The organism is Methylophaga sulfidovorans, assembly GCF_900114205.1.
GTDB classification, from domain to species: Bacteria; Pseudomonadota; Gammaproteobacteria; order Nitrosococcales; family Methylophagaceae; genus Methylophaga; species Methylophaga sulfidovorans.
In genome coordinates this window covers 127,596-153,024 of sequence record NZ_FOSH01000005.1, presented here as the reverse complement: position 1 = coordinate 153,024, position 25,429 = coordinate 127,596, and the positions used below count along the sequence as shown (strand labels likewise).

The 25,429-nt window shown below is 43.9% G+C and carries 23 protein-coding genes; 14 read left to right on the top strand and 9 right to left on the bottom strand.

Features of this window, described 5'->3' with window-relative positions:
• Positions 1-2: 2 nt before the first annotated feature.
• Both BM232_RS05705 and pilB read right to left on the bottom strand, forming a co-directional pair.
• Positions 3-1,244, bottom strand: a complete 1,242-nt coding sequence (locus BM232_RS05705; protein WP_091712247.1) for a type II secretion system F family protein — start codon at positions 1,242-1,244, stop codon at positions 3-5.
• A gap of 3 nt (positions 1,245-1,247) precedes the next feature.
• Complete coding sequence (gene pilB, locus BM232_RS05700) at positions 1,248-2,966, bottom strand: type IV-A pilus assembly ATPase PilB (protein WP_091712246.1); 1,719 nt, start codon at positions 2,964-2,966, stop codon at positions 1,248-1,250.
• Between the two features lie 141 nt (positions 2,967-3,107).
• On the opposite strand from pilB, the gene lptM reads away from it, so the two are divergent.
• From lptM to xerC, 5 genes are read left to right on the top strand one after another with little or no spacing between them, the layout of a single operon-like run.
• Positions 3,108-3,236 carry an LPS translocon maturation chaperone LptM gene (gene lptM / locus BM232_RS05695; RefSeq protein ID WP_007144516.1) on the top strand — a complete coding sequence of 43 codons (129 nt, stop codon included), beginning with the start codon at positions 3,108-3,110 and terminating at the stop codon, positions 3,234-3,236.
• Between the two features lie 7 nt (positions 3,237-3,243).
• Positions 3,244-4,494, top strand: a complete 1,251-nt coding sequence (gene lysA / locus BM232_RS05690; RefSeq protein ID WP_091712245.1) for a diaminopimelate decarboxylase — start codon at positions 3,244-3,246, stop codon at positions 4,492-4,494.
• A gap of 3 nt (positions 4,495-4,497) precedes the next feature.
• Positions 4,498-5,346, top strand: coding sequence for a diaminopimelate epimerase (gene dapF / locus BM232_RS05685; protein ID WP_177207266.1), 849 nt, complete (start codon positions 4,498-4,500; stop codon positions 5,344-5,346).
• Positions 5,322-6,032 carry a DUF484 family protein gene (locus BM232_RS05680; protein ID WP_091712243.1) on the top strand — a complete coding sequence of 237 codons (711 nt, stop codon included), beginning with the start codon at positions 5,322-5,324 and terminating at the stop codon, positions 6,030-6,032. The genes dapF and BM232_RS05680 overlap by 25 nt, the downstream gene beginning before the upstream one ends.
• On the top strand, positions 6,022-6,933 hold the full coding sequence (gene xerC, locus BM232_RS05675; protein WP_091712242.1) for a tyrosine recombinase XerC: 912 nt from the start codon (positions 6,022-6,024) through the stop codon (positions 6,931-6,933). The genes BM232_RS05680 and xerC overlap by 11 nt, the downstream gene beginning before the upstream one ends.
• Positions 6,934-7,417: 484 nt before the next feature.
• Here the strand turns inward: xerC and polA are convergent, their stop codons facing one another.
• Positions 7,418-10,168: a DNA polymerase I gene (gene polA, locus BM232_RS05670; RefSeq protein WP_091712241.1), complete on the bottom strand. Its 2,751-nt coding sequence runs from the start codon at positions 10,166-10,168 to the stop codon at positions 7,418-7,420.
• A 95-nt stretch (positions 10,169-10,263) separates the two neighbouring features.
• Between polA and BM232_RS05665 the strand changes: the two genes are divergently transcribed.
• Genes BM232_RS05665 through hldE form a run of 4 tightly spaced genes read left to right on the top strand, consistent with a single transcriptional unit; the run spans position 10,264 to position 14,102 of the window.
• Positions 10,264-10,599: a DUF2782 domain-containing protein gene (locus tag BM232_RS05665; protein WP_091712240.1), complete on the top strand. Its 336-nt coding sequence runs from the start codon at positions 10,264-10,266 to the stop codon at positions 10,597-10,599.
• 26 nt (positions 10,600-10,625) lie between these two features.
• On the top strand, positions 10,626-11,573 hold the full coding sequence (locus tag BM232_RS05660) for a homoserine kinase (protein WP_091712239.1): 948 nt from the start codon (positions 10,626-10,628) through the stop codon (positions 11,571-11,573).
• 7 nt (positions 11,574-11,580) lie between these two features.
• Complete coding sequence (gene waaC / locus BM232_RS05655) at positions 11,581-12,618, top strand: lipopolysaccharide heptosyltransferase I (RefSeq protein ID WP_091712238.1); 1,038 nt, start codon at positions 11,581-11,583, stop codon at positions 12,616-12,618.
• A 38-nt stretch (positions 12,619-12,656) separates the two neighbouring features.
• Positions 12,657-14,102 carry a bifunctional D-glycero-beta-D-manno-heptose-7-phosphate kinase/D-glycero-beta-D-manno-heptose 1-phosphate adenylyltransferase HldE gene (hldE, locus tag BM232_RS05650; RefSeq protein ID WP_091712237.1) on the top strand — a complete coding sequence of 482 codons (1,446 nt, stop codon included), beginning with the start codon at positions 12,657-12,659 and terminating at the stop codon, positions 14,100-14,102.
• Positions 14,103-14,116: 14 nt separating this feature from the next.
• On the opposite strand, the gene BM232_RS05645 is transcribed toward hldE, so the two are convergent.
• From BM232_RS05645 to BM232_RS05635, 3 genes are read right to left on the bottom strand one after another with little or no spacing between them, the layout of a single operon-like run.
• Complete coding sequence (locus BM232_RS05645) at positions 14,117-14,923, bottom strand: aldo/keto reductase (RefSeq protein ID WP_091712236.1); 807 nt, start codon at positions 14,921-14,923, stop codon at positions 14,117-14,119.
• Positions 14,923-16,113 (bottom strand): FAD-dependent oxidoreductase, encoded by a 1,191-nt coding sequence (locus tag BM232_RS05640; protein ID WP_091712235.1) that lies wholly within the window; start codon positions 16,111-16,113, stop codon positions 14,923-14,925. The genes BM232_RS05645 and BM232_RS05640 overlap by 1 nt, the downstream gene beginning before the upstream one ends.
• An 8-nt stretch (positions 16,114-16,121) precedes the next feature.
• The gene (locus BM232_RS05635) at positions 16,122-16,676 is read right to left on the bottom strand and encodes a D-sedoheptulose-7-phosphate isomerase (RefSeq protein WP_091712234.1); all 555 of its coding nucleotides are present in this window, start codon (positions 16,674-16,676) and stop codon (positions 16,122-16,124) included.
• A 128-nt stretch (positions 16,677-16,804) separates the two neighbouring features.
• Between BM232_RS05635 and rfaP the strand changes: the two genes are divergently transcribed.
• From rfaP to BM232_RS05610, 5 genes are read left to right on the top strand one after another with little or no spacing between them, the layout of a single operon-like run.
• Positions 16,805-17,605 carry a lipopolysaccharide core heptose(I) kinase RfaP gene (gene rfaP / locus BM232_RS05630; protein WP_091712233.1) on the top strand — a complete coding sequence of 267 codons (801 nt, stop codon included), beginning with the start codon at positions 16,805-16,807 and terminating at the stop codon, positions 17,603-17,605.
• Between the two features lies 1 nt (position 17,606).
• Positions 17,607-19,013 (top strand): protein kinase domain-containing protein, encoded by a 1,407-nt coding sequence (locus BM232_RS05625; protein WP_177207262.1) that lies wholly within the window; start codon positions 17,607-17,609, stop codon positions 19,011-19,013.
• The gene (locus tag BM232_RS05620) at positions 19,010-20,146 is read left to right on the top strand and encodes a glycosyltransferase family 4 protein (RefSeq protein WP_091712231.1); all 1,137 of its coding nucleotides are present in this window, start codon (positions 19,010-19,012) and stop codon (positions 20,144-20,146) included. Before BM232_RS05625 ends, BM232_RS05620 begins: the two co-directional genes overlap by 4 nt.
• The gene (gene galE / locus BM232_RS05615; protein ID WP_091712230.1) at positions 20,146-21,180 is read left to right on the top strand and encodes a UDP-glucose 4-epimerase GalE; all 1,035 of its coding nucleotides are present in this window, start codon (positions 20,146-20,148) and stop codon (positions 21,178-21,180) included. Before BM232_RS05620 ends, galE begins: the two co-directional genes overlap by 1 nt.
• Positions 21,161-21,763, top strand: a complete 603-nt coding sequence (locus BM232_RS05610) for a YrbL family protein (protein ID WP_177207261.1) — start codon at positions 21,161-21,163, stop codon at positions 21,761-21,763. Before galE ends, BM232_RS05610 begins: the two co-directional genes overlap by 20 nt.
• Positions 21,764-21,767: 4 nt before the next feature.
• Here BM232_RS05610 and BM232_RS05605 read toward each other — a convergent pair whose 3' ends face one another.
• The 3 genes from BM232_RS05605 to BM232_RS05595 form a co-directional block, all read right to left on the bottom strand.
• The gene (locus BM232_RS05605) at positions 21,768-23,489 is read right to left on the bottom strand and encodes a carbamoyltransferase family protein (protein ID WP_091712228.1); all 1,722 of its coding nucleotides are present in this window, start codon (positions 23,487-23,489) and stop codon (positions 21,768-21,770) included.
• Positions 23,490-23,553: 64 nt separating this feature from the next.
• Positions 23,554-24,288 carry a lipopolysaccharide kinase InaA family protein gene (locus BM232_RS05600; RefSeq protein ID WP_091712227.1) on the bottom strand — a complete coding sequence of 245 codons (735 nt, stop codon included), beginning with the start codon at positions 24,286-24,288 and terminating at the stop codon, positions 23,554-23,556.
• A 63-nt stretch (positions 24,289-24,351) separates the two neighbouring features.
• Positions 24,352-25,410 (bottom strand): glycosyltransferase, encoded by a 1,059-nt coding sequence (locus BM232_RS05595; RefSeq protein ID WP_143092263.1) that lies wholly within the window; start codon positions 25,408-25,410, stop codon positions 24,352-24,354.
• Positions 25,411-25,429 lie beyond the last annotated feature (19 nt).

Genomic DNA, 25,429 nt, shown 5'->3' with positions numbered 1-25,429 from the left:
ATTTAAATTGCTGCGCCAAGTTTGAAAATTGGCAAATACATAGCAATAACCAGTGTGCCGACGATACCACCAAGGAAAACCATGATGAGGGGCTCCAATAATGCCGTCATATTATCGACAGCATCATCTACTTCACTTTCAAAAAACTCGGCAACTTTTGCCAGCATGGCATCAAGTGAACCAGATTCTTCACCAATAGCCACCATCTGTACAACCATATTGGGGAATAATTCGACATCAATCATGGCTTTATTGAGCTGTGTGCCGGTAGCAACGTCATCGCGCATAATCAGGGTAGCTTCACCAAAAACGACGTTACCCGTTGCCCCAGCAACGGATGTCATCGCTTCTACCATGGGGACACCGGCTTTAAACATTGTTGAAAATGTTCTGGCAAACCGAGCAATTGCGGCTTTTCTCATGATTTCACCAACCACCGGAATTTTAAGCAACATCCTGTCTAGGAAATGCTGGACTTTACGTGAACGCTTACGCGCTTCCATAGCTCCGTATACGGCACCAATAACAATGCCAAAGATTAGCCACCATTTTTCCTGAAACACCTCAGATATTCGAATGACTAATTTTGTCAAGCCGGGCAAATCTGCACCAAAGCCTTTGAATAAAGATTCAAATTGAGGAATAACAAAAATCATCAGAATTGCCGTCACAATAAAAGCGACGACGATAATTGCTGTTGGGTAAACAAGGGCTTTTTTAATTTTGGCTTTTAAGGCCTCTGTTTTTTCCTGATAGGCGGCAATTTCATGTAATAAGATTTCTAAGGCACCTGACTGCTCACCAGCATTAATCAGATTAACGTATAAATCATCAAAATGATGAGGAAATTTAGATAGGGATTCAGCAAGACTGGTACCTGACTCAACATCAGCTTTAATCGCCAGAATCATTTCTTGCATACTACTATTTTCATGGCCCTCACCAATAATCTGCATTGACTGCATTAATGGCACGCCAGAAGACATCATAGTCGCAAGCATGCGGCTGAAGACTGCGATATCAGAAGGTTTGATTTTTGGTTTTCTTGGGGCAAACAGGTCTTTGGGTTTTTTGCGGACTTTTAACGGCGTTATCCCTTGGCGTCGTAAATCGACTTTGGCCTGATTCAGGTTCTCTGCACTGATTTGGCCTTTGACTTTCCGGCCCTGTTTATCTGTTCCCTGCCAGAGAAAGATATCGGGTACTTTGACTTTTTTTGCCTTAGCCGTTTGTGCTTGAGCCACATCTTACTCCTTGATTACTCGGTTGACTTCTTCGAGACTGGTTAAGCCTGCCGCGACTTTTTTGAGCCCGGACTTACGAAGATCATCAATACCTTCTTTTTCCGCCTGATCTGCTAATTGGATCGCATTACCACCTTCCATGATGATGCGCCCCATTGCATTGGATACCGGCATCACCTGATAAATACCGACGCGACCTTTATATCCTTCCGTACAACTATCACATCCCACCGCTTTATAAACTGTGACGCCTGCATCAATTTGTGCCTGTGTGAAACCTTCCGTCAACAATGCTTCGTTTGGCAGGGTATCAGGTGCTTTACATTTTGAGCAGAGTCTTCTGGCAAGACGTTGCGCAATGATAAGGGAGACGGCAGAAGCAATATTAAATGCCGGCACACCCATATTCATCAAACGTGTTAATGATTGTGGTGCGTCATTGGTATGTAAGGTAGAAAACACCATATGTCCGGTTTGTGCAGCTTTGATGGCAATTTCAGCGGTTTCCAGATCACGAATCTCACCGACCATGATGACATCCGGATCCTGACGTAAAAATGCACGTAGGGCTTCGGAGAACGTCAGACCTATAGCTGGGTGAACATTGACCTGGTTTATGCCGGGTAAACTGATTTCAGCCGGATCTTCTGCTGTAGAGATATTTCGATCACCAGTATTGAGGATATTTAATGCAGTATAAAGCGAGACGGTTTTACCACTACCGGTCGGACCTGTAACCAATACCATGCCGTAGGGTTTATGCATGACTTCCAGAAACGTTTTCTTTTGATTTTCTTCATAACCCAACGCATCAATCCCCAATTGAGCACTGGTTGGATCCAAGATACGTAAAACGATTTTTTCACCAAACAAGGTTGGGCAAGTGTTCACACGAAAATCAATGGCTCTATTCTTCGACATTTTTAGTCGCATCCGGCCATCCTGTGGCACGCGACGTTCTGCGATATTTAAGCGTGATAACACTTTTAACCGTGCTGCGATGCGGCCACCAAGAGCTACAGGGGCCGTTTTCATTTCGTGAAGCATGCCATCAATGCGAACCCGGACCCGGTATTTTTGTTCATAAGGCTCAAAGTGAATATCGGATGCGCCCGACTTAATAGCATTGGTTAAAATACCATTTATAAAACGAACGACCGGTGTGTCATCAATGTTTTTGTCGTTGAGCTGATCGTTTTTGTTATCATCTTCGTCTGGACCAAGATCGATATCGTCGAGCTCTTCGTCATCAAAGTTATCTAGTTTTTCGTTGGTTTTATCCAGTGCCTTTTCGATAATATTAGAGAGCTTTTGTTCATCGACCAGAACCGGGAAGGTATTCATGGCCGTATTGAACTGGAATTCGTCCAGAGCTTGTAAGTTAGTGGGATCTGAAACAGCGACGTATAAACGTTTGCCGCGCTGGAATAATGGCAAAGCATTATGCTGACGAATTAATTTTTCTTGAATTAATGATGTTGCCGCAAGATCGAGATTCATCGAGTCGATGTCGAATAGCGGTACACCAAATTCCTGAGACGCTATCGCCGCAATATCGGCACTGGCGAGAATTTTGTGATTAACCAGATACGTAACGAAAGGCTGTTTGGCTTCTTTGGCTGCGGACTGGGCATGTAGTGCTTGCTCTTCAGTTAAAAGACCTTCATTAACCAGTCGTCGAGCGAGGCCACTGAGTCTCATGGGGGCTGCCATATTTGCCATGACTATTTGTGATTCCTTAACATAAGCTGATCTAGGAACCCTAATAGTATGTAACTTAAACAAGAAATTCTAGTTTTCAGATTCAAGACGAATAAGTCTGCGACGTTATATACTGCCGAATAAATTTTTTGAGGAAATAAAATGCGAGCAATTTCTTGCTGGACCAGACTGGCATTGCTGGTTTGTGTACTGATGGCCGTCACTGGCTGTGGACAAAAAGGTGATCTTTACTTGCCGGAAGGCCAGACTAATTTAATCGCGGCAGGGTAAGGTAACAATGAATTATTTTGATTATCAGGCGGGCACTTTACACGCAGAAACCGTGCCGGTTGATAAAATTGCAGAGCAATACGGTACGCCTGTTTATGTATATTCGCGCTCAGCTATAGAAAACCACTGGAAAGCATTTGATGATGCTTTTTCTGCTTACCCACACCTTGTTTGTTATGCGGTAAAAGCAAACTCTAACCTTGCTGTGTTAAATGTGCTGGCAAAACAAGGCTCGGGCTTTGATATCGTTTCCATGGGCGAATTAGCTAGAGTTATCGCCGCTGGTGGCGATCCGGCTAAAACCGTTTTTTCTGGTGTAGGCAAAACCGAACAGGAAATTGAATATGCCCTGCAACACGGCATACGCTGTTTCAATGTGGAGTCGATCCCAGAATTAGATCGTATTAATACTGTTGCCGGCAGATTAGGTAAAAAAGCGCCAGTTTCCATTCGCGTAAATCCAGATGTGGATGCGCAAACACACCCATATATCTCGACAGGACTAAAAGAGAATAAGTTTGGTATCGCTATTGAAGATGCACGTGAGGTGTATCGCTCTACTCAATCCATGCCGCATTTGGATGTGGTCGCAGTAGATTGCCATATCGGTTCTCAACTAACCTCTGTTTCTCCTTTTGTGGATGCTTTAGAGCGTGTACTGGCCTTGATAGATGAACTTGCTGAAGACGGTATTCAGATTAAACATCTCGATATCGGTGGTGGCTTGGGGATTCACTACCGTGATGAAACACCGCCAACCCCAGCAGAATATGCACAAGCGCTGGCACCGTTATTAAAAGACCGTGACCTTGAAATTCTTTTGGAGCCCGGACGCGCGATTGCCGGCAATGCAGGTATTTTATTAACAAAAGTAGAGTTCATTAAGCCAACAGAAGCGAAGTGTTTTGCGATTGTGGATGCTGCAATGAATGATTTGTTACGCCCTGCGCTTTATCAGTCATGGCAAAATATTCAAGCAGTAAAACAACATTCTGATACAGAAGTGGTCAGCTATGACATAGTAGGTCCTATCTGTGAAACGGGTGATTTTTTAGGCAAAGACCGTGACCTTGCTATTGAACAAGGCGATTTATTGGCTATTCGCTCAGCAGGGGCTTATGGTTTTGCCATGAGTTCGAACTACAACTCGCGTTCAAGAGCGGCTGAAGTGATGGTTGATGGCGATAAAATTCATCTCGTCAGAGAACGTGAAACGATCAATGATCTGTTCGCTGGTGAGCATGTTATACAGGCATAAATGATGTTGAAATTCAGCAAAATGCATGGCTTAGGCAATGACTTCATTGTGATTGATGCCATACAGCAAAATGTACAACTGAGCACTGAGCAAATCCGTTTTATGGCGGATAGGCATTTTGGTATCGGTTGTGATCAACTTTTGCTGGTTGAAAAAGCCTCATCACCGGATGTGGATTTTCGTTATCGAATTTTTAATGCTGATGGCGGTGAAGTCTCACAATGTGGGAATGGTGCACGCTGTTTTGCTCGTTATGTCCGTGATCATGGTTTAACAAAAAAAGAGACGATTGCTGTGGAAACGGCGTCTGGTGTTATTTACCCGACAATACAAGCTGATGGTAATGTCCGCGTTGATATGGGCAAACCCGCGTTTGCACCAGAAAAAGTGCCTTTTATTGCGGAGTCTGAAGCAATAACGTATCTAATTGATGTGCCAGGTCATGATAAAGTCGAAATTGCCAGTGTTTCAATGGGCAATCCTCATGCGGTGATGCTGGTTGCCGATGTCGACACTGCCGCCGTAGAAAAAATAGGTCCTGTTATGGAGTCACATGAACGTTTTCCGGAACGTGTGAATGTTGGCTTCATGCAATTAGTGAATTCAGAAACGATTCGGTTACGTGTTTTTGAACGAGGTTCAGGTGAAACGACAGCCTGTGGTACAGGGGCGTGTGCCGCAGTCGTAACAGGTATTCGCCGAGGTTTATTAGCCAGAGATGTGACTGTTTCTTTACCTGGAGGGCAGTTACAGATTAGCTGGCCAGATGAAAATGCCTCTGTATGGATGACCGGCCCTGCAGAGCATGTATTTGACGGAGAAATTGCGTGGTCGACACTACAACAGATTTAACACTGGAACAGATTGAACATTATTTAGAAGAACACCCGGATCTGTTTCTGGAACAGCCTCAGCTACTAGAGTTCCTGAACCTCAATAGTTCTCCGGAAGGCACCATTTCGCTTGCCCAAAGACAAACTCAACGCTTACAAGAAAAAAATCAACAGCTTAATGAGCAATTACACGCGCTAATTGATAATGCCCACAGTAATGCAGCATTAGAAAAGCGCGTACATAATTTATGTTTAAGAGCCATGGATGCTGTGGATCTGGCTGATCTAATCAATTTAATACAGACAGAACTGAAACATGAATTTGCTGCTGATGATGTGGCATTAAGACTGTTTTATCAGGGTGAGCACAAACTTGAATTGCCTCAAGTTGAGGCTAATGTGTCTCAGCTTCATGCGGATGATAAAAAACTACGCATTTTTGACAACTTATTTACCAAGCAAGAACCTGTTTGCGGTCGACTGACCAAAGCGCAAAAGAGTTTATTGTTTGATGCTCGCGCGGAAGAGATTAACTCTGTTGCCTGCCTGCCTTTAGGACATCAGCCATGTGCCGGATTATTAGCTATTGGTAGTGTTGATGCTAACCGTTTTCACGCGGATATGGCTACCGATTATTTAAGCTTTTTAGGTGAAGTGGTGATGCGTGTGATCAGACAATATACTCACGAGCAGCATGCGCAGTGAGATAATTCATCCCGTTGATGACTTTCTTGACACTTTGTCACAACAGCGGCGGTTGTCAGAACATACGGTCAACAATTATCGCCGCGATTTACTTCAGCTTGCAGAATTCTTAGAGCAACAAAATATCCCAGACTGGACGGTGCTTAAATCCAGTCATATCAGACAGTTTATTGCTTTTTTACATCGCAAGGGACTGTCCGGGCGCACTATCCAACGCATGTTGTCCTCCACACGTTCCTTTTATCAATTTCTTATCAAATTTGGTGTGGCTGATAGTAATCCGGCAAAAGCAGTTCAAGCACCAAAAACTGAAAAAAGATTGCCATCGACACTGGATGTTGATCAGATGAATGCCTTACTGGATAACACTCGTCCGGATACCTTTGTTGCTGCAAGAGATCGTGCCATGATGGAATTGTTTTATTCATCGGGCTTACGACTGGCAGAATTGGCTGCACTCGACTTACGTGATATCGATTTTGGCGATCATCTGGTGCATGTGACCGGTAAAGGTAATAAAGATCGGGTCTGTCCTTTTGGTGGCAAAGCATTATCTGCATTACAAGATTGGCTGGATAAACGCGATCAACTCGGCTTTTTTGACCAGCCAGCGGTTTTTATCACGCAACAAGGTCGACGTTTGGGTGTGCGCTCTATCCAAAAAAGACTGAGTTACTGGGGTAAAAAACAGGGAATTTCCGATCGGGTTCACCCTCACAGACTTCGACATGCATTTGCTTCACATATGCTTGAAGCCAGTGGTGATTTACGTGCGGTGCAGGAATTGCTGGGCCATGCTGATATTAGTACAACCCAGATTTATACTCATGTGGATTTTCAGCATCTTGCTAAGGTGTATGATTCGGCTCATCCGCGAGCGAAAAAACGCTCAGATTCCTAAATTTTTATCAGTCTTGTTATTGTCTTGAAGTCGAAGCCCAAGCTCCTTTTAATTTCGCCATAATGGCGAGTTAGGGATTTGTTCGCCCAAATCCCTAACAACCCAAGGGCGCGCAACTGTGCTGGCCTACGGCTCCACTGAGTTGCTCGTTTTATCTGGGCGTTGGCCAAAACTCGCTTCGCTCAGACACTGGCCAACCCTAATCCAGATAAACCTGTGCTACTCGTCAGCACATACGCGGAAGAATAGAGCGGTAGCTGTAAGTTAATAAATTCTCAACGCCCTTTGCGAAGCCGAGCATCGCAAGCGTGACTGGAATAGCACTTGCGCATGTTTGAGCGTTAGCGAGTTCGCTAGTGCCCAGTCACGATGAGAAGCGCAGGGAACCCGAAGGGCAAGCAGTTGGCTGCCTTTTTGTTTGGTTCGTTTATTTTGGGCAAGCAAAATAAATGAACTCGGGCTTTAGTCCGAAATACGCAAAGCTTTAATGTGCTTGCTCCCAATTATCACCAACCCCAATACCCACTTCCAGTGGAACATTTAACTCAGCCGCTTTCACCATAAAGTCTTCAATGGTGTTTTTTGCCATATCCAGCTGCTCTTTCGGCACTTCAAATACCAACTCATCGTGTACTTGCATGATCATTTTGATGCCATTATCGGCATCAGCTAACCAGGTATGGATATCAATCATGGCGCGTTTGATGATGTCAGCTGCACTGCCTTGCATAGGCGCATTAATCGCGGTACGTTCGGCATACTGACGGCGCATACCGTTGCTGGAATTGATTTCTGGTAGGTAGAGCCGGCGACCGAAGATGGTCTCGACATAGCCTTGTTCTTTCGCTTGCTGACGGGTGTTGTCCATATACTGACGAACGCCTGGATAACGTTCGAAATACACATTCATATAGTCTGCTGCCTGATGACGTTCGATCCCCAGTTGTCGGGACAGTCCATGTGCAGACATGCCATAAATCAGGCCAAAGTTAATGGCTTTGGCGCTGCGACGTTGATCACTAGTGACGTCTTCTAATGCCACACCAAATATCTCTGAGGCGGTATGGCGGTGAATGTCTTCACCATTGGCAAAGGCATTCAGTAAGCTTTTATCGCCGGACAGATGAGCCATGATGCGCAGTTCAATTTGTGAGTAATCGGCTGCTAATAAGACGTAACCATCCGACGCAACAAAGGCTTCACGAATACGACGGCCATTTTCACTGCGGATAGGAATATTCTGTAGATTAGGATCAGAGGAGGACAAACGTCCTGTAGCTGTCACAGCCTGATGATACGAAGTGTGTACTCGCCCACTGGTCTTATTGACCTGAAGTGGCAGTTTATCGGTATAAGTGGATTTAAGTTTACTCAGTCCACGGTACTGCATAATGATTTGAGGCAGTTCATAACCTTCATCCGCTAATTCCTGTAAGACTTCTTCAGCCGTTGATGGCTGGCCTTTCGGTGTTTTCTTTTTCACCGGTAATTGCTGTTTCTCATACAGAATTTCCTGCAATTGTTTTGGTGAACCTAGATTAAATTTTTGACCGGCAACGGCATAAGCCTGCTCTTCGAGATCCGCAATTTGTCGGGCCATATTGTCGCTTTGCTGCTGCAGCATCCAGATATCGATATTGACGCCATTACGTTCCAGCGTATTTAGTACCGGTAATAGCGGCATTTCCAATTCTCGATACACTTTAGCTAGAGAAGGGATATTTTCAATTTTTGGCCATAAAGTCTGGTGCAGCTGCAAAGTGATATCAGCATCTTCTGCGGCATAAGGCGAGGCTTGTTCTATACCTATCTCATTGAATGTCAGTTGTTTTTTACCTTTGCCGGCAATATCTTCAAAATGAATCGTATCTCGGCCCAGATATTTTTGAGCTAATGAGTCCATATCATGTCGGGTTGCCGTGCTATCAAGCACATAGGATTCGAGCATGGTGTCATGAGCGATCCCTTGCAGATCGATGCCATGATTGAGTAATACATGGCGATCATATTTCAGGTTTTGGCCGACCTTGAGATGCTTGGGGCTTTCAAGCAATGGTTTGAGATCCTGCATGACACTGTCAAAGTCCAGCTGAACTGGTGCGCCTGGATAGTCATGTTTTAACGGTAAATAGGCAGCTTCACCGGCTTTTACTGCAAACGATACACCGACAATTCTGGCTTCAAGATAGTCGAGGCTGGTGGTTTCGGTATCAAAGGCAAACAGCTCCGCTTTTTGGAGTTTTTCTAACCAGACCTGCCACTGTTGCTGATCCAGGATAGTGTCGTAATGTTGTTCTGTCGTGGTGTTATCAGTTTCTGTAGCTGAATCATTATTCGCTGTTGATGGGGTATCTGAAGATTGTAATTCGCTTATCCAACTGCGGAATTCGAGTTCCTTAAACAACTTAAGCAGTGCGTCGGTATCCTGCGGTTGGTTTTTAATCTCTTCAAGGTGGATATCCAGCTCAACATCGCATTTAATGGTCGCTAACTGGTAACTCAGATCAGCCATCTCTTTGTTTTCAGCCAGTTTCTCCGGCATCTTTTTGGCGCCACGAAAATCAAGTTCACGCACGGCTTCCAGATTGGCGTAAATATCTTTCAAGCTGCCCAAGTTTTGTAACAGACTTAAGGCGGTCTTTTCACCAACACCGGGTACACCAGGAATGTTATCCACCTTATCGCCCATCAAAGCGAGAAAATCGATAATCAGTTCAGGCGGTAAACCAAACTTTTCTTTCACTCCCTCGATATCCAACACAGTTTCTGTCATGGTGTTGACCAGCGTGACATGCTGGTTAACCAACTGCGCCATATCTTTATCACCAGTGCTGATAACGACATCGAGACCTTTTTCAGTCGCCTGACGCGCAAAGGTTCCTATTACGTCGTCCGCTTCGACACCATCAATGACCAGCAGTGGTAAACCCATGGCTTTAATAATGTCGTGCACTGGTTGTATTTGAGAACGTAGGTCATCCGGCATAGGAGGGCGCTGCGCTTTATATTCAGCGAATAACTCATCACGGAAGGTTTTACCTTTCGCATCAAAAATGACAGCAATCGGACTATTAGGGTAATCAGCCAATAAGCGACGTAACATGGCAGTCACACCTCTGACTGCGCCAGTTGGTTCTCCAGCGGAGTTACGAAGATCGGCTTTGAACATGGCATGAAATGCGCGATACAGGTAAGAAGAACCGTCGACCAGAACGAAAGGGGCAGATTGACTCATAAGTTATAACGACCAATTGGATAATAGGGAACAGACTGCTTTTCTCCAAGCAGCGGAAATGCTATCTTTAGTGCCAAATGACACGGAGCATCCACATGTTTAACAAATTCGCTATTGTATGCGCAGTTACCCTGGTAATGACAACCCAAGTTTGGGCTGATGATGAAAAATCAGTGATGGAAAAACCACCGGTGATTCCTGAGCCATTACACAGTGGTGAAAGCATGGAGCCCGATATCAATATTATTCAAGAAGATGATCGTATGGTTGAAGAGTACCGGATGAACGGTCAGCTTTATATGATTAAAGTCACGCCATCTGTTGGCAAACCTTATTACTTGATGGACTCTGATGGTGATGGTTCTCTGGAGACAAAAAGCTTTGATCTGCAGTCTGAAGTCGTACCAAACTGGATTCTGTTGGAGTGGTAAGTCGTTTATTTATCTGAGTTCTTTTAATGTCAGTTTATACTGAAGTCGAGCGCGACGATTTAGTCGCGTTTCTAAGTGATTATTCGGTCGGAGAATTGGTGTCCTATCAGGGCATTAGTGATGGCATCGAAAATACCAATTATTTTGTCAGCACAAGTAAAGGTGAGTACGTGCTCACTTTATTTGAGCATCACACTTTTGGCGAGTTAGCTTATTTTCTTGATGTGATGACGTTTTTCTACATGAATGACATCCCTTCTGCGCATCCTGAAGCAGATAGCCAAGGCCAGTACCTAAAGAAGCTATGTGGCAAGCCAGCGGCCTTGGTCGTACGATTACCTGGCAAAGGGGTTAACACCACCGCTACCACAGAACAATGTGCGCAAATCGGAGCTGTGCTGGCTGATATGCATATAGTTGGGCAGTCGTTTCAATCAAGACGGCCTTCTGAGCGCGGTCCTGACTGGCGTCAACAAATAGCGCAGCAGCTATTACCTCAGTTGGATGATGAAAGAGCGAGCATATTGAAAAATGAACTCGCATATCAGCAAGGTTATGCGACGTTAGGACTACCTGAAGGTGTGACGCATTCAGACTTGTTCCGTGATAATGCGTTATTTGAAGGTAACAAACTCAGCGGTATTATCGACTTTTACTTTGCCAGTGATGAATATTTACTTTATGACCTGGCTGTTGTCGTCAATGACTGGTGTGTTGGTGAAGATGGTTTACCTGAAATGGACCGTTATCAGTCTCTTATGACCCACTACCTCAAAAAGCGTGCTTTAACAGAATCTGAGCAAGCGAACTGGAATATGGTTTGTCGTGCAGCGGCACTGCGTTTCTGGCTATCCCGATTACAGGATCAACTCTTTCCACGTGAAGGTGAGCTGACCCAAATTAAAAACCCGGATGCATTTTTAACTATTCTCAAGTATCACCGTGAGCATCCCTTAATGCTGGATTTTAATTAAACAGCTGATGCGAGTTCTGATAATTAAACTGACTTCAATGGGCGACCTGATGCATGCTCTGCCGGCGCTCACTGATGCCGCTAAGATCTTTCCTGATATTGAATTTGACTGGGTAGTGGATAGTGCTTTTGCGGCTGTGCCTCAATGGCATCCACGTGTGAAACGTGTGATTACGACCTCACATCGACGCTGGCGGCAAAACTGGTTTGGTCATTTTTTCAATGGTGAGATCGGTCACTTTTATAAAGCATTAAATCTTGATGACTATGACGTTGTCATTGATATGCAAAATAACCTGAAAAGTGCTTTGGTCAGCCTGCTAAGAAAAGGGCCAGTGTCTGGCCTGGATAAATACAGTTGTCGCGAAAAACCGGCTTATCTGGCCTATCGTCATAAAATCAATGTGAATCCAAACCAACATGCGGTTGAGCGTATGCGCCAGATTATGGCAAAAGCGCTTGATTACCCATTGCCTGACTCTGAAGCAGAATATGGTGTGGATTTAGCACATTGTCAGCTGCCGCAATTGGCTTTTGAGTTACCAAAAAATTATGTGATGCTGGTTCATAACGCGAGTTGGTTAACCAAGTTATGGCCAATTCAGCATTGGCAGGCGCTCACCTTAAAAGCGGTCGAGGCTGGATATTCTGTGGTGATTCCCTCCGGCAATGATGAGGAGTATCAACGTGCCTTGCAGATTGCAGCTGTGAGTGACCATGCCTATACCTTACCTAGGTTACCGCTGGATAATATTGTGGCTATTATGCAAGGTGCCAAAGCTGCTCTGTGCAGTGATACAGGGCTTGCGCATATGGCCGCGATGATGGATAAACCCGCCATTACCTTATATGGTTCAACAGATACTCATCTGATTGGTACGGCGGGTCAGAATCAACAGCATTTGATCACGGGAATGTCGTGTTCACCTTGTTATAAACGACGTTGTCCTTTGCCTGAAGCAAAATCAGGCATGCCAGTGTGTATGGCAGAGATGCAACCAGACCAAGTCTGGAATAGACTCGCTGCCGTTTTACAAGCACAATAACGCCTCTGACTTCTTTTCTGGCGTGATAAAACCGCATTATGAAATTTGATTTTCCTGAATTCCATCAAGCCCGCATTGCTGTTATTGGTGACTTGATGCTTGATCGTTTTTACTATGGCAAAGCAAGCCGAATTTCACCTGAAGCACCCGTGCCAGTAGTGAATGTGGATCGCTTGGAAGATGTACCAGGTGGTGCAGCCAACGTTGCGATGAATATTGCTTCACTGGGCGCACAATGCAATATTACCGGCATCACCGGTGCTGATGGAGCTGCCAATGTCCTCAAACAAAAGCTTCATGCTGTGGGTGTGAATTGTCTGTTTCACCAAGCCGCCAATACCTGCACAATTATCAAATCACGAGTCATCAGCAGTCATCAACAACTTATTCGTCTCGACTTTGAAAAGCGCTTCACAGAGCAAGTCGCCCAGGATATGGAGCACTTAGCTGAGCACGTCACAGACAACGCGAAAGTGATTGTCCTGTCAGACTATAACAAAGGCACCTTAGCTCACCCACAATACTGGATTGAAAAAGCCAGGGATAAACAAAGCCTGATTTTAGTCGACCCGAAAGGTGAAGATTTCACTAAATATCGTGGCGCTGATTTGATTACCCCGAATATGAGTGAATTCGAAGCGGTTGTTGGCGCCGTGGAATCAGAACAAGATCTTATCAGTAAAGCTCAAACACTGATTAAATCGCTGAATATTAAAGCGATTCTTATTACTCGTAGTGAACATGGGATGACGCTAGTGCAAGCGGATAAGCCTGAATTTCACTTACCTGCTATCGCCAAAGAAGTAGCTGATGTGACAGGCGCTGGTGATACCGTTATTTCAACATTAGCGACGGCATTAGCAGCTGGTGTCAGCCTGGAACAAGCAGTCACTTTAGCCAATGTGGCTGCCAGTATTGTGGTGACTAAATTAGGCACCTCTACAGTCAGTGAGCCTGAACTGCGTCAGGAATATGAACGTCATCAGGGTATCAACAACACCGATCACTGTATTGGTGGTGCGGTCACTGTTGAGCAGTTAAAAATGGCAGTAGAACAAGCTAAAAAACGTGGTGAGAAAGTGGTGTTTACCAACGGCTGTTTTGATATTTTGCATGCTGGACATGTGACTTATCTGCAACAAGCCAGAGCTCTGGGTGATCGTCTGATTGTTGCCATTAATACCGATGAGTCGGTTACAAAATTAAAAGGTGAAGGTCGTCCAATTAATACCGCAGACAGACGCTTAACTGTTTTGGCTGGATTGGCTGATGTGGACTGGGTGACCTGTTTTCCAGGTGACACGCCAGAGGAGTTATTACGACTGATCCAGCCTGATATCCTTGTGAAAGGTGGTGATTATGATAAAAAAGGCGTGGTCGGCTGGGAAATCGTTGAAGCTTATGGCGGTGAAGTGAAGGTTATGGGACTGGTGGAAAACTGCTCAACGACGGCGATTGTGAATAAAATTAATCAGCGAAACTAACTTTTAACACGAATTTATTGAGCTAAAGCTTTAACCGCTTTATTGATATTGTCATGTAGATGAGTTGGGTTAATTGTGCCGATAATGACACTACTCACTGCAGGCTCATTAAAGATAAAGTCGAAATTGTCCTGAACCGTGTCAGTACCAGCTTGTTTTGCCAGATGGCCGCTACCCAGTGCTTTTTTTATGAAAATGCCTTTATTAAGTTTGGCCGCCTGTTCAATCACGGCTTGTTCTTCCTGATATTGCAGATTATGCATCACCATGGCGATATCAGACTGTTCCAACGCCAACATGCCACCTGTCACGGTTTTGGTGGACATACCACTGGCACGAATCCAACCACGTTGTTTTAAGTCTGCTAAGACTTCCAATGCACCAAGATGACGAATGATATGTTCATCATTGCCATCAGAGTGAATCAACACAATATCTAGTTCATCTCGTTGCAGGGTTTTTAAGCTGTGTTCGATGCTTTTAATCAGTGATTCTGGCGTAAAGTCATAATGGGATTCACCGCTTACGGCATCAAAATACTCGCCTGCTTTTGTGGCAATAATCCATTCGCGCCGGACTTTTTTTAATAATTGTCCAAGACGTTGCTCACTGCGACCATAAGCTGGTGCGGTATCAATCAGATTAATACCAGATTCCCAGGCTTGCTCAAGCAATGTAATCACTTGATCATCTTCAGGAATTTGAAAGCCATCAGGGTATTTCACCGCTTTATCGCGACCGATTTTAACGGTACCAAGACCAAGTGGTGAAACCTGTATACCCGTCTCCGCAATTGGATTTTTTTGTTCTAAATAGGCCATCAGAAAACTCTGTCCCATAACGGTTTAGCGAGCTCAGGATGAGGAAATTCAGGATTATCGTAAGTCTGTTTTTCTATGAAGCCGACATTAATTGCTCTAAGTACCTGATCGGCTAAATCCGGTGCCAGAGCTAATTTGGTGGGCCAGCAAATATGAAGATTCTGTTGTGAATCAATAAAAGCATTATCCGGTCGGGTCAGACTGGATTGCTTGGGTTCCGCTCGGTTCACCGCATGTGTCGCCCAATCCAGAGCTGGCAATTCAAACCATGGCAAAATATTTTTAAGCAGTTGCTTGGCTTCAGTGATCAAGTTGTCTTGCGACTTAGCAACGCCTTCTTCAGCGATATTGCCGCCGATATACCAGACAGTATCGCCTTGCTGTGTTTTATGGCTGGAAATTGTCGCAATAGGTTTGGAACCACTACCCAGGCTATGGGCATAGATGGTCGGCAGAGGTTGATTGGGGTTTTGGCTCTTGCATAAAACCATTTGTAGCGGTCTACGCTGCATGCTGGGCTGTTTAATCGACAGTGATTGCAGTAAGGCTTCATTACCTTCTCCTGCTGTCAGCACAAATTGTTGGGCATGGATAGTGATATCGCCAATCTGAACCGACTCCAGCTGTTGTCCTGAACGTTGCCAATGGTATTGGCTATTGTTAGGTACAGACAACATACGCGAATGCCATTTTTCAGTGATTTTTGTCAGCAGACTTGGAATATCTAATACAGGCTCATCAAGCTGATACAGCGTGCCTTTAAAGCCTGCATCCTGAAATAATGCTGGTGCCTCTTGTTTATCTACACGCTGCATGCGGCTGCTTAAGGCTTTGCTGGCAAAAAATGACACCATTTTTGATGACAGTTTGTCTTTAGACCAAAGTAATTGGTGGTCAGCCAGCTTTTTGACGTTGCGAAGATCAATATCACCTTCACCATTTAAGGCGTTTTTCCAGCGGGCAGGCATGGTGCTAATCACTTGTGCGGCTTTGGATAACACACCATTCAGCGCATATTTACTGCCGCCATGGATAATGCCTTGAGAGCTAAGCGTTTGTCCCTGGCCAATTTGTCCATTTTCTATGAGTAATGCATGAATACCCATATCATTGAGACGATGATGTAGCCATAAGCCAGCAATGCCTGCGCCGATAATGACGATATCGGTGTGAAGAGTAGTTTGAGTCATGAATAAATTTAGTCTGTCTCGTCGAGGGTTTCACACAACCAGTGACCAATCAGAATATGTCCTTCCTGTACCCGAGCGGTTTCTTTGACAGGAACGGCCACACACTCATCAGCAATCTCAGCTAGCTGACCACCACCTTCACCGGTGAAAGCGCAGGTCCAGATGCCCATTTCCTTAGCCGTCTTGATGCCATTAATAACGTTGCCACTATTACCGGATGTCGATAATCCAATAGCAATATCACCTGAGCGGCCCAAAGCGAGAATCTGGCGATCAAAGACAGTATCAAACTGATAATCATTGCTGTGAGCCGTCAGAATAGAGGTGTCTGTTGTTAAAGCGATGGCACCATAGGGACGACGGTCTTTGTGATAACGCACCACAAATTCTGCTGCCAGATGTTGCGCATCAGAGGCACTGCCGCCGTTGCCAAAGAATAGAATTTTATTGCCTTGTTTTACACAATCTGAAATTCGGGCAGCAAGTGCTGTGACTTGTGGTTCAAGTGCAAACAGACTTTCGATCATCGCCTGATGACGTACGATAGTGGCTTTAAATGACACGGCTTCCCCTTAAACTGGTGTAGTGATGATAACATCTCACTTTTCGACATCGACAGTTTAACAAAATTCAGACTGACTGGCGGTTTTGAGGCAAGACTGAGTTTGACTGAATCACATCATAAAACTGAATGAAAACACACACACTGTATTTACGTGAAGACTTAGCCCTCGCTTGGCGGAATAAAGCTATTTTTCCTTGGTTGCAGACCATGCCAGGTGAAATCTTTCGTGACAAAGAAGGGCGGCGAACATTACGTTTCGAGGTCGAGCAGCACAGCTACTTTCTGAAATATCATCAAGGTGTAGGTTGGGAAGAAATTTTCAAAAACCTGTTGTCTCTACGCTTACCGATTATCAGTGCCCGAAATGAATGGCAGGCGGTGCAGTTTTTACAGTCTCACCATCTGGATACCATGACCTTAGCCGGCTATGGTGAAAAAGGATGGAATCCAGCGAAACGTCATTCTTTTGTGATTACTGATGATTTGACCGATACCATGAGTCTAGAATATTTGGGGCAGCAGTGGCGACAGACACCACCATCATTCAAAAGCAAATACGATTTAATCCAGAAACTAGCCCATATCGCTGGGACCATGCATAAAAATGGTATGAATCATCGGGATTTTTATCTTTGTCATTTTTTGCTGGATAAGTCGTTTGCTGAGACCAATGTTTATCAGCCCTCAATGCCGATATATTTAATTGATCTTCACCGTGCTCAAGTCCGGAAAAAAGTGCCATTACGCTGGCAAATAAAAGATTTAGGCAGCTTATATTTTTCTGCCTATGAAGTGCTGCTGACCCAGCGAGATTTGTTCCGCTTTATCAAGGCCTATACCCAGCTACCTTTGCGCCAGGCACTGTCTCAATATGCTGACCTATGGCAGCAGGTTAAACTGCGGGCAGATAAATTATATGCTGAATAATATGTCAGATATTAATGCCATTATCAGCACTGATAGCCGACCGCAATTACCGTTTGAGCTGCAATTAGAACAAAACAGCTATCAGTGTGTGCAAATTCTGCGTGACTTGCCAGAGCGACGCTTGGTCATGAAAGCCATAGATAGCTTCGGCAAAAATGTCGTGATTAAATTATTTGCCAATCAGGCAAAAGCCCAAAAAGACTTTGAGCGAGAGTTACAAGGTATTGATGTGGTCAAGCCTGTGACAGTAAAAACACCCAAATTATTGCTCTCGGTGTCTGAGCCACATGGTTCAGCACTGGTGTATGACTTTATTGAAAACAGTCAGACGTTTCACCTTGATTCGGCGGTTACTGAGCGTTTGGCATTGCTATCAGAGTTAATGCTTACTCTGCACCTGAGCGGCATTTATCAGGATGATATTCATCTCGATAATTTATTACTTAGCGGTGATGAGATTGTGCTTATCGACCTGGGCTCTGTGAAACAGTCAAGTGACGGCAAAGCACTTGATAAAGATACTAGCCTGACAAACTTGGCCAGACTATTTGCTCAGTTTTCATTACAACAGCGTAGTCATTTGATGCCTTTGCTTAAAGCCTATTATGAAGGTCGTGATTGGCATTATTCGGCCGATGAGCAGCAACAGTTTGCTTTGCTGCTAGAAAAAACATGGCAGCAACGTAAAACACAATTTCTTAAGAAATGTTTTCGTCCATGTACGATGACGTATTATCAAAAGAATATTCATTGGCAGGTCGCAGCGAAACGGGATTTTTGGCAACAGAGTCAACTTCAGTCCGTCCGTGATATTGAGGCATTATTTGCTGGTGCTCAGGTATTAAAAGCAGGCAATACGGCGACAGTTGTACGTACAAAGCTGGCAGGTCGTGAGGTCGTTATCAAACGTTATAATATTAAGAATCTGGGTCATGCACTCAGTCGCTGCTGGCGACCAAGTCGGGCCGCGGCATCATGGTGCAATGCTAATTTACTGATTTTTTCTGGTATCCCGACAACCGAACCTCTCGCCTTTATTGAAAAACGCATTGGTCCATTGAGGCAAACAGCTTATTTTATTAGCGAATACCATGAGGCCGAGGAGTTGTTAGATGTTTACCAGCAACGCATGCCAACTGAGTCAGAAGTGAGTCAGATTCAAACTATTTTTTCAGATCTGAAAACGATGCAAGTTGGCCATGGTGATATGAAAGCGCAGAACTTGTTATTAGATAAGCAAGGTAAAATCAGGCTTATTGATTTAGATGCTATGCGAGAATATAGCAATAAAAAACAAGCGATCATGGCACACTTGCAAGATAAAAAACGCTTCCTGAAAAACTGGAAGAATCCTGAATTGGAAGCCTTTTTCAGAGTCATGCTGCAGGGACAAAATACACGTTTATGAAATACGCGGTCTGTTTGTATAAGTTTTTCCCTTTTGGCGGACTTGCCCGTGATTTTATGAATATCATGCAATGCTGCCTGCAAGCGGATGATACAGTCGACGTATATGTGATGGAATGGCAAGGGGATGTGCCGGAGCAGTTTAATGTGCACATTATTGAAACCAAGGGCTGGAGCAACCACGCCAAGTTACAATCCTATATTGATCAGCTTTTGCCACAATTACATCAGCAGAATTACGACCTGGTCATTGGCTTTAATAAAATGCCGGGGCTGGATGTTTATTACGCGGCAGACCCTTGTTATATCGATCGTATTAAGTCACATCCTCTGTATGCGCTTTTACAGTTTTCCGGACGTGTAAAATTTTATAAAGCTTGTGAAGAAGCCGTTTTTGGCAGGCAGTCGAATACCGTGTCGATGATGATTTCTGATGTGCAACAGGCCTTGTTCGAACAACATTATCAGACGCCTAAAAATCGTTTAATCAGCTTACCGCCAGGTATTGATCGTGATAGACAACGTCCTGCCAATGCTGAACACATTCGTCAGCAAGTCCGCGCTGAGTTTAATATTGCTCAAGATGAATGGTTGGTATTGATGGTGGGTACCGGCTTCAAAACTAAAGGCGTTGATCGGGCAATTGCTGCATTAGCCAGATTACCCGATAAGCTCAAGAATAAAACCAAGCTCATGATCATAGGTGACGGTGATAATCGTTATTTACAACGCCAGGCACAGCAAGCCTCTATTGCCCAGCAAGTGACATTTCTTGGGGGGCGTTCTGATATTCCCCGTTTTTTGCTGGCGGCTGATCTGTTAATTCATCCAGCAAGAAAAGAAAATACAGGTACGGTGATTCTGGAAGCTATGGTGGCAGGATTACCAAGCTTAGTATCTGATGTGTGTGGTTATACCAAACATGTGACTAAGGCAGATGCGGGACGGGTTATTAAGGGTGCCGAGAATGCAGAAAAAACGGCTTTAGATCTGGCGGAAATGTTAGATAAAGACAAGTTACAGTATTGGTCGAAGCAAGCTCTTCATTATGCCGCGATCGAAGATTTATATAGTATGCCGCGGCAGGCTGCTGCAGTGATTACCTCACGGGCAAAACAGAAAAGGAAAAAATAATGACAAAAACGGTATTAGTTACCGGTGGTGCGGGCTACATTGGCTCACATATCTGTGTGGTGTTATTAGAAGCTGGTTTTGATGTCGTTGTTGTCGATAATCTTAGCAATAGTTCAGCCATTGCACTGGATCGCGTCAGTCAGATTACCGGTAAAAAACTGGCCTTTTATAAGGCTGATTGCCGAGATAAAACCGCATTGCAAGGTATTTTTAATACTCATGCCATTGATGCCGTTATCCATCTGGCAGGCCTGAAAGCGGTTGGCGAGTCATGCGCATTTCCTTTGATGTATTACCAGAATAATCTTGATGCCACCTTCGTTTTACTGGAGGCCATGCAACAGTTCTCCGTGAAAAATTTTGTGTTTAGTTCTTCAGCCACGGTCTATGGTGATCCAGCTTCCATGCCTGTCAATGAAACATTTCCAACATCAGCGACTAATCCGTATGGGCGCACCAAGTTGATGATAGAAGAGATTCTGGCAGATATGGTGAAAGCCTCGCCAGACACATTAAGTGTTGTATTGCTACGCTACTTTAATCCGGCAGGGGCGCATGAGTCGGGCTTAATCGGTGAAGACCCCAGTGCCATTCCTAACAATTTAATGCCCTATGTGACACAAACTGCGATTGGTAAACGAGAGTGCTTGTCTGTGTTTGGAGGTGACTATGACACAATCGATGGTACAGGCGTACGTGATTACATTCATGTGATGGATTTAGCTCGGGGGCATCTTGAAGCACTTAACTGGCTGGAATCTGAAGCAACAGCGTCATGTTGTAAAGCGGTCAATCTTGGTACTGGTCAAGGTTACAGCGTACTTGAAGTGATTGCAGCTTTTGAGCAAGCCTCAAATAAACAAGTGAAGTATCAAATTGTTGAACGCCGGGCGGGTGATGTTGCCATCAATTATGCTGATCCTGCGTTAGCAAAATCATTACTTGGCTGGACTGCTGAGAAATCACTTGATGATATGGTCAGCGATGCATGGCGTTGGCAGAGTCAAAACCCTAATGGATACAGTGATGCTTGAGTTATCCAGTACAACATTAGTTGGTAAGGGACTGCACAGAGAAGTGCATGTGCATCCTGATGATGAATCAAAATGCGTTAAAGTCGTCGTTTTACGTGGTGAAGAAGAAACTCGCCGTGAACAGGCTTATTATCGTTTTTTACAGCAGCGAAATATCGACTGGCTAAGTTTGCCACGATTTTATGGTAATGAAGACACCAATATGGGTCCTGGTGCGGTGTTTGATTTGATTCGTGACGAGGATGGTCAGGTTTCAAAAACATTAGAGTTTTATCTGGATAATCTGGCGTCGACACCTGCATTAGTCGAACCCATTAGCCAATCTCTGATTAGATTGAAACAAGACTTGTTAGAACAGAACATTATTACCATGACACTCAAACCGAAAAATATGGTTTTGCAGCAAAAAAATGATGGATTGAGGTGTTTGATTATCGATAATATCGGCAACTCAGATATCATTCCGATAAGTAGCTATATTCGATTTTTCGGCAAAAAGAAGATTGAACGGAAATGGGAAAAGTTTAGGGTGCTTTTATCAAAAAAACACCCTGATTCGTCAGTTATAGCTAAAGCAATCTGAGGTCTTACTTAGTGATGAGTATATCTTCCATCACTAAATACTGTAGATCAGAACCGAAAAACATATTTAATGCATCAGTGGGGCTACATACCATCGGCTCACCACGACGATTCAACGAGGTGTTTAAAACCACACCGTTGCCCGTGAGTTTTTCCATTTCCTGCAGCAGTGAGTAGTAACGAGGGTTGGTTGCTTCAGTGACGATTTGAGCTCGAGCCGTACCATCCTCATGCACCACTTCAGGAATACGTGATTTCCAGCTTTCAGCCACATCAAATGTAAATGTCATATATGGGCTAGGGTGATCTGTCTGTAATATTTCTGGCGCAATTGTATCCAGCATACTAGGACAGAAGGGACGCCAACGTTCACGATATTTAATTTGAGCATTAATTCTGTCAGCTACGCCTGAATGACTGGGTGAACCCAGAATACTTCGATTACCTAGAGCGCGAGGTCCAAACTCCATATGTCCCTGGAACCAGGAAACCGGATTACCATCCGCCAGTATTTTAGCCGTTTCAGCCGTGACATTACTCATTTTTTGCCATTTAACTGGCTGCTCGTATTGTTCGCATGCCTCAATACATTGTTCTGTTGTATAGGCTGGGCCTAAGTAGACATGCTCCATTTTTTCTACGGGTACACCCGCTAATTGTGATGCATAGCTGGCAGCACCAATAGCTGTACCCGCATCACTTGCCGCTGGTTGCACAAACAGTTCTTTTACACCGGGCATAGCGATAATACGTTGATTGAGTTTCACATTAAGAGCAACACCACCGGCATAAGCTATTTTTCCAGTCTCTTTAATAATGTCACCCAGATAAAAATCAATCAGTTTTAAGGCTGTTTTTTCTAAGAGATCCTGGATGCTTGCCGCGTAATCGATATATGGTTCATCTTTTTCATCACCTTCACGCATTGGGCCAAGCCATTCGATTAACTCGGGGCTGAAAAAGTAACCTTTGCCATTCTTTTTGAAACGGCGAGTGCCTACGACATTGACCAGTTTCGTATTAACCTTGAAGTCACCGTCTTTGTAGTCAATTAAACGTGAAAAGTCGAAACGTTTCGGATTACCGTAAGGGGCCATACCCATTACTTTGAATTCGCCATCCAGCATTTCAAAGCCAAGATATTCTGTTAATGCACCATAGACACCGCCAAGCGAGTCCGGATCATAGAATTCTTTTATCTTATGAATCTTGCCATTTTCACCATAACCAAAAAAGGTAGTGGCATATTCGCCTTTACCATCAATACCGATAATGGCTGTTTTTTCTTTAAAACCACTCAAATGGTAGGCACTACTGGCATGCGCTAAATGATGTTCAACAGGGACAAATTTAACGCGCTTCGCACCGATACCCAGATCATCTAATAACTTCATCACATTGCGGTGATTACGCCAGTATCGGCGGTTGCCACTAAACAATGCAGTCAGCGCGCGGTCAGGGGCATACCAGTGACGTTTTGCATAATGCCAGCGTGCTGGTGATTTCAGGCCAATCTCAGCGTAAGGGAAAGCCACAATATCAATCTGATCGGGACGAATACCAGCCTGTTCTAAACAGAATTTAGTGGCTTCATAAGGCATTTTTCCTTTGGCGTGCTTGTCACGCAGAAAACGCTCCTCTTCAGCAGCAGCTACAAGCTTTCCATCGATATATAAAGCAGCAGAGGCGTCGTGATTTACCGCGCCAGACAAACCTAAAACGATCATGATGTGATATATGTCTTTGAGTTAAACAGCGTGTAAGTATATCGCATGCAGTCGGTCAACACGACTAATGACGTTTTGCTTTTTTGGGCTTAGCAATCTTATGCAAAAGTTGTCTAGTCTTTTTAGATAATGGTTGCTCATTGAAGTATTGCTGTAAAAAGAAAACGCGGTCTTTCATCGACCAGTCTTGATTAGCATGACGTTCCAGCGTGCCCAGATCTCTCAGCATTGATTGTCTGACCAATAGAGTGCGTTTCATTTTCTCCAAATCGATTATTTTTATATCCCAGCCATTGGCGACTGGCTTAGCAAAAATATGTTTGGGGTAAAGTGAATTATGTTGGAAATGCGCTTGATGCATATTCACTAATACATGAGCTATTGCTTTAAGTAACTGTTTTCGTGATGCATTTGATAAGTTTAGGGGAGAAATGTTTTCGAGAGATTGGTAACCAATAAGTTCTTTTGTTACCAAAATCGCCCTTGACGCATCACATGAAAAATAGACAGGTTCAAGTGTCGGGATATGATTCGCCGTGAGTCTGAGGATATTGTTATATTCTTTTTGAAAGGTATGAATGCCTTTTAATGGATGACGCCATGTTTTAGTGCGATGGTTTTCCTGGCGTTTGATAAACACATTAATAGCGCCATCTGTTGTTTCCAGTACATACTTAACTACGCCACTCCAGCCACCACGTCTATGGTTTGGGGGCTCGAACCATTCTGTATCCAGTTGCCATAACTGTTCAAAATAATCTGAGTCCGATAATGTTTGTGCTTGTTTTAATCCTGACATTCTAGCGCTCTGATTGCTTCTCTCACCATAATCACAGACATAAATTATCACACTATTAAATACTTATTTCTTCAAATGCTTTTTAAGTTCAGGCATTGACCAGAAAAATTGACGGACTGCAGATTCTGTAAAGTGCTCGCTAATTTTTTTATTCACTTTGAGAATTATATTAGTTCGTTCAGCGTTATTGAGATGAAAAGTTGTCTTCAAGTGTTCTGCCAGCTTTTTATCATCACCCACGGGAAAAGAGTAGCCAGCCTCAGAAATTGCTTCAGCGTTTCCATTACACTCAGACGCAATACAAATTTGTTCCGCTGCGAAGGCTTCAAGTAAAGAAACCGGTAAACCTTCTCGAATTGAACTAAGTACAAAAGTATCAAAAGCGTGCAAATATTTATAGAACTCAGGAACCATACCAAGAAAAATAACTTTTTCAGTCAGATTCAGTTCATTCACTAATGATTTGAGTCGTTGTTCCAGCCGCCCTTTTCCCGCCAGTACAAGCTTTGTATTTGGCAACTCCATGTGAACATGAGCAAAGGCTTTAATTAATGTTGTTTGATCTTTATCTTCATGTAAACGACCGACATTCACAAATAAATAGTGATCATCAGGAAGGGATAAGGCCCGTCGAGCTTCATCTCGAGGTAGTTGTTTTTCTCTAATCGAATCAAAGTCTAGGGAGTTATAAAGATGTTGTACTTTTTTATCATCAAATAAAAAAAGACTTTTTCTTATATCATCTCGAATGGCTTTTGATACGCCTAAAAGCAATAAGTTTTTTTGGTGTAAAAAAGCAAATAATTTTCTCATGAAAGGGCTAAAAACGCCGTCTATATGCGCCACCCCGATAACAAATAAATGTTTAATATGGCTGGCGATATAGATGGATTTATAACGGTGAGCGATTACAAACTCAAATTGATATTGTTGATGAAGCTGACGGACTTTTTTGATTAGCTGTCGTTTAAGCCCTCTCATTTGCTTAGACGTTGCATTTAAGAAAATCACTTCATCAGCGCCAGACTGCTCAACGACTTCGGAATTGTGTTGCCCTTTAATAAACACAGTAATAACCCGGAAATCGGTATTCTTGAATAAGGCAGCATATTGATTAGCCACACTTAAAAAAGGTGCTTCA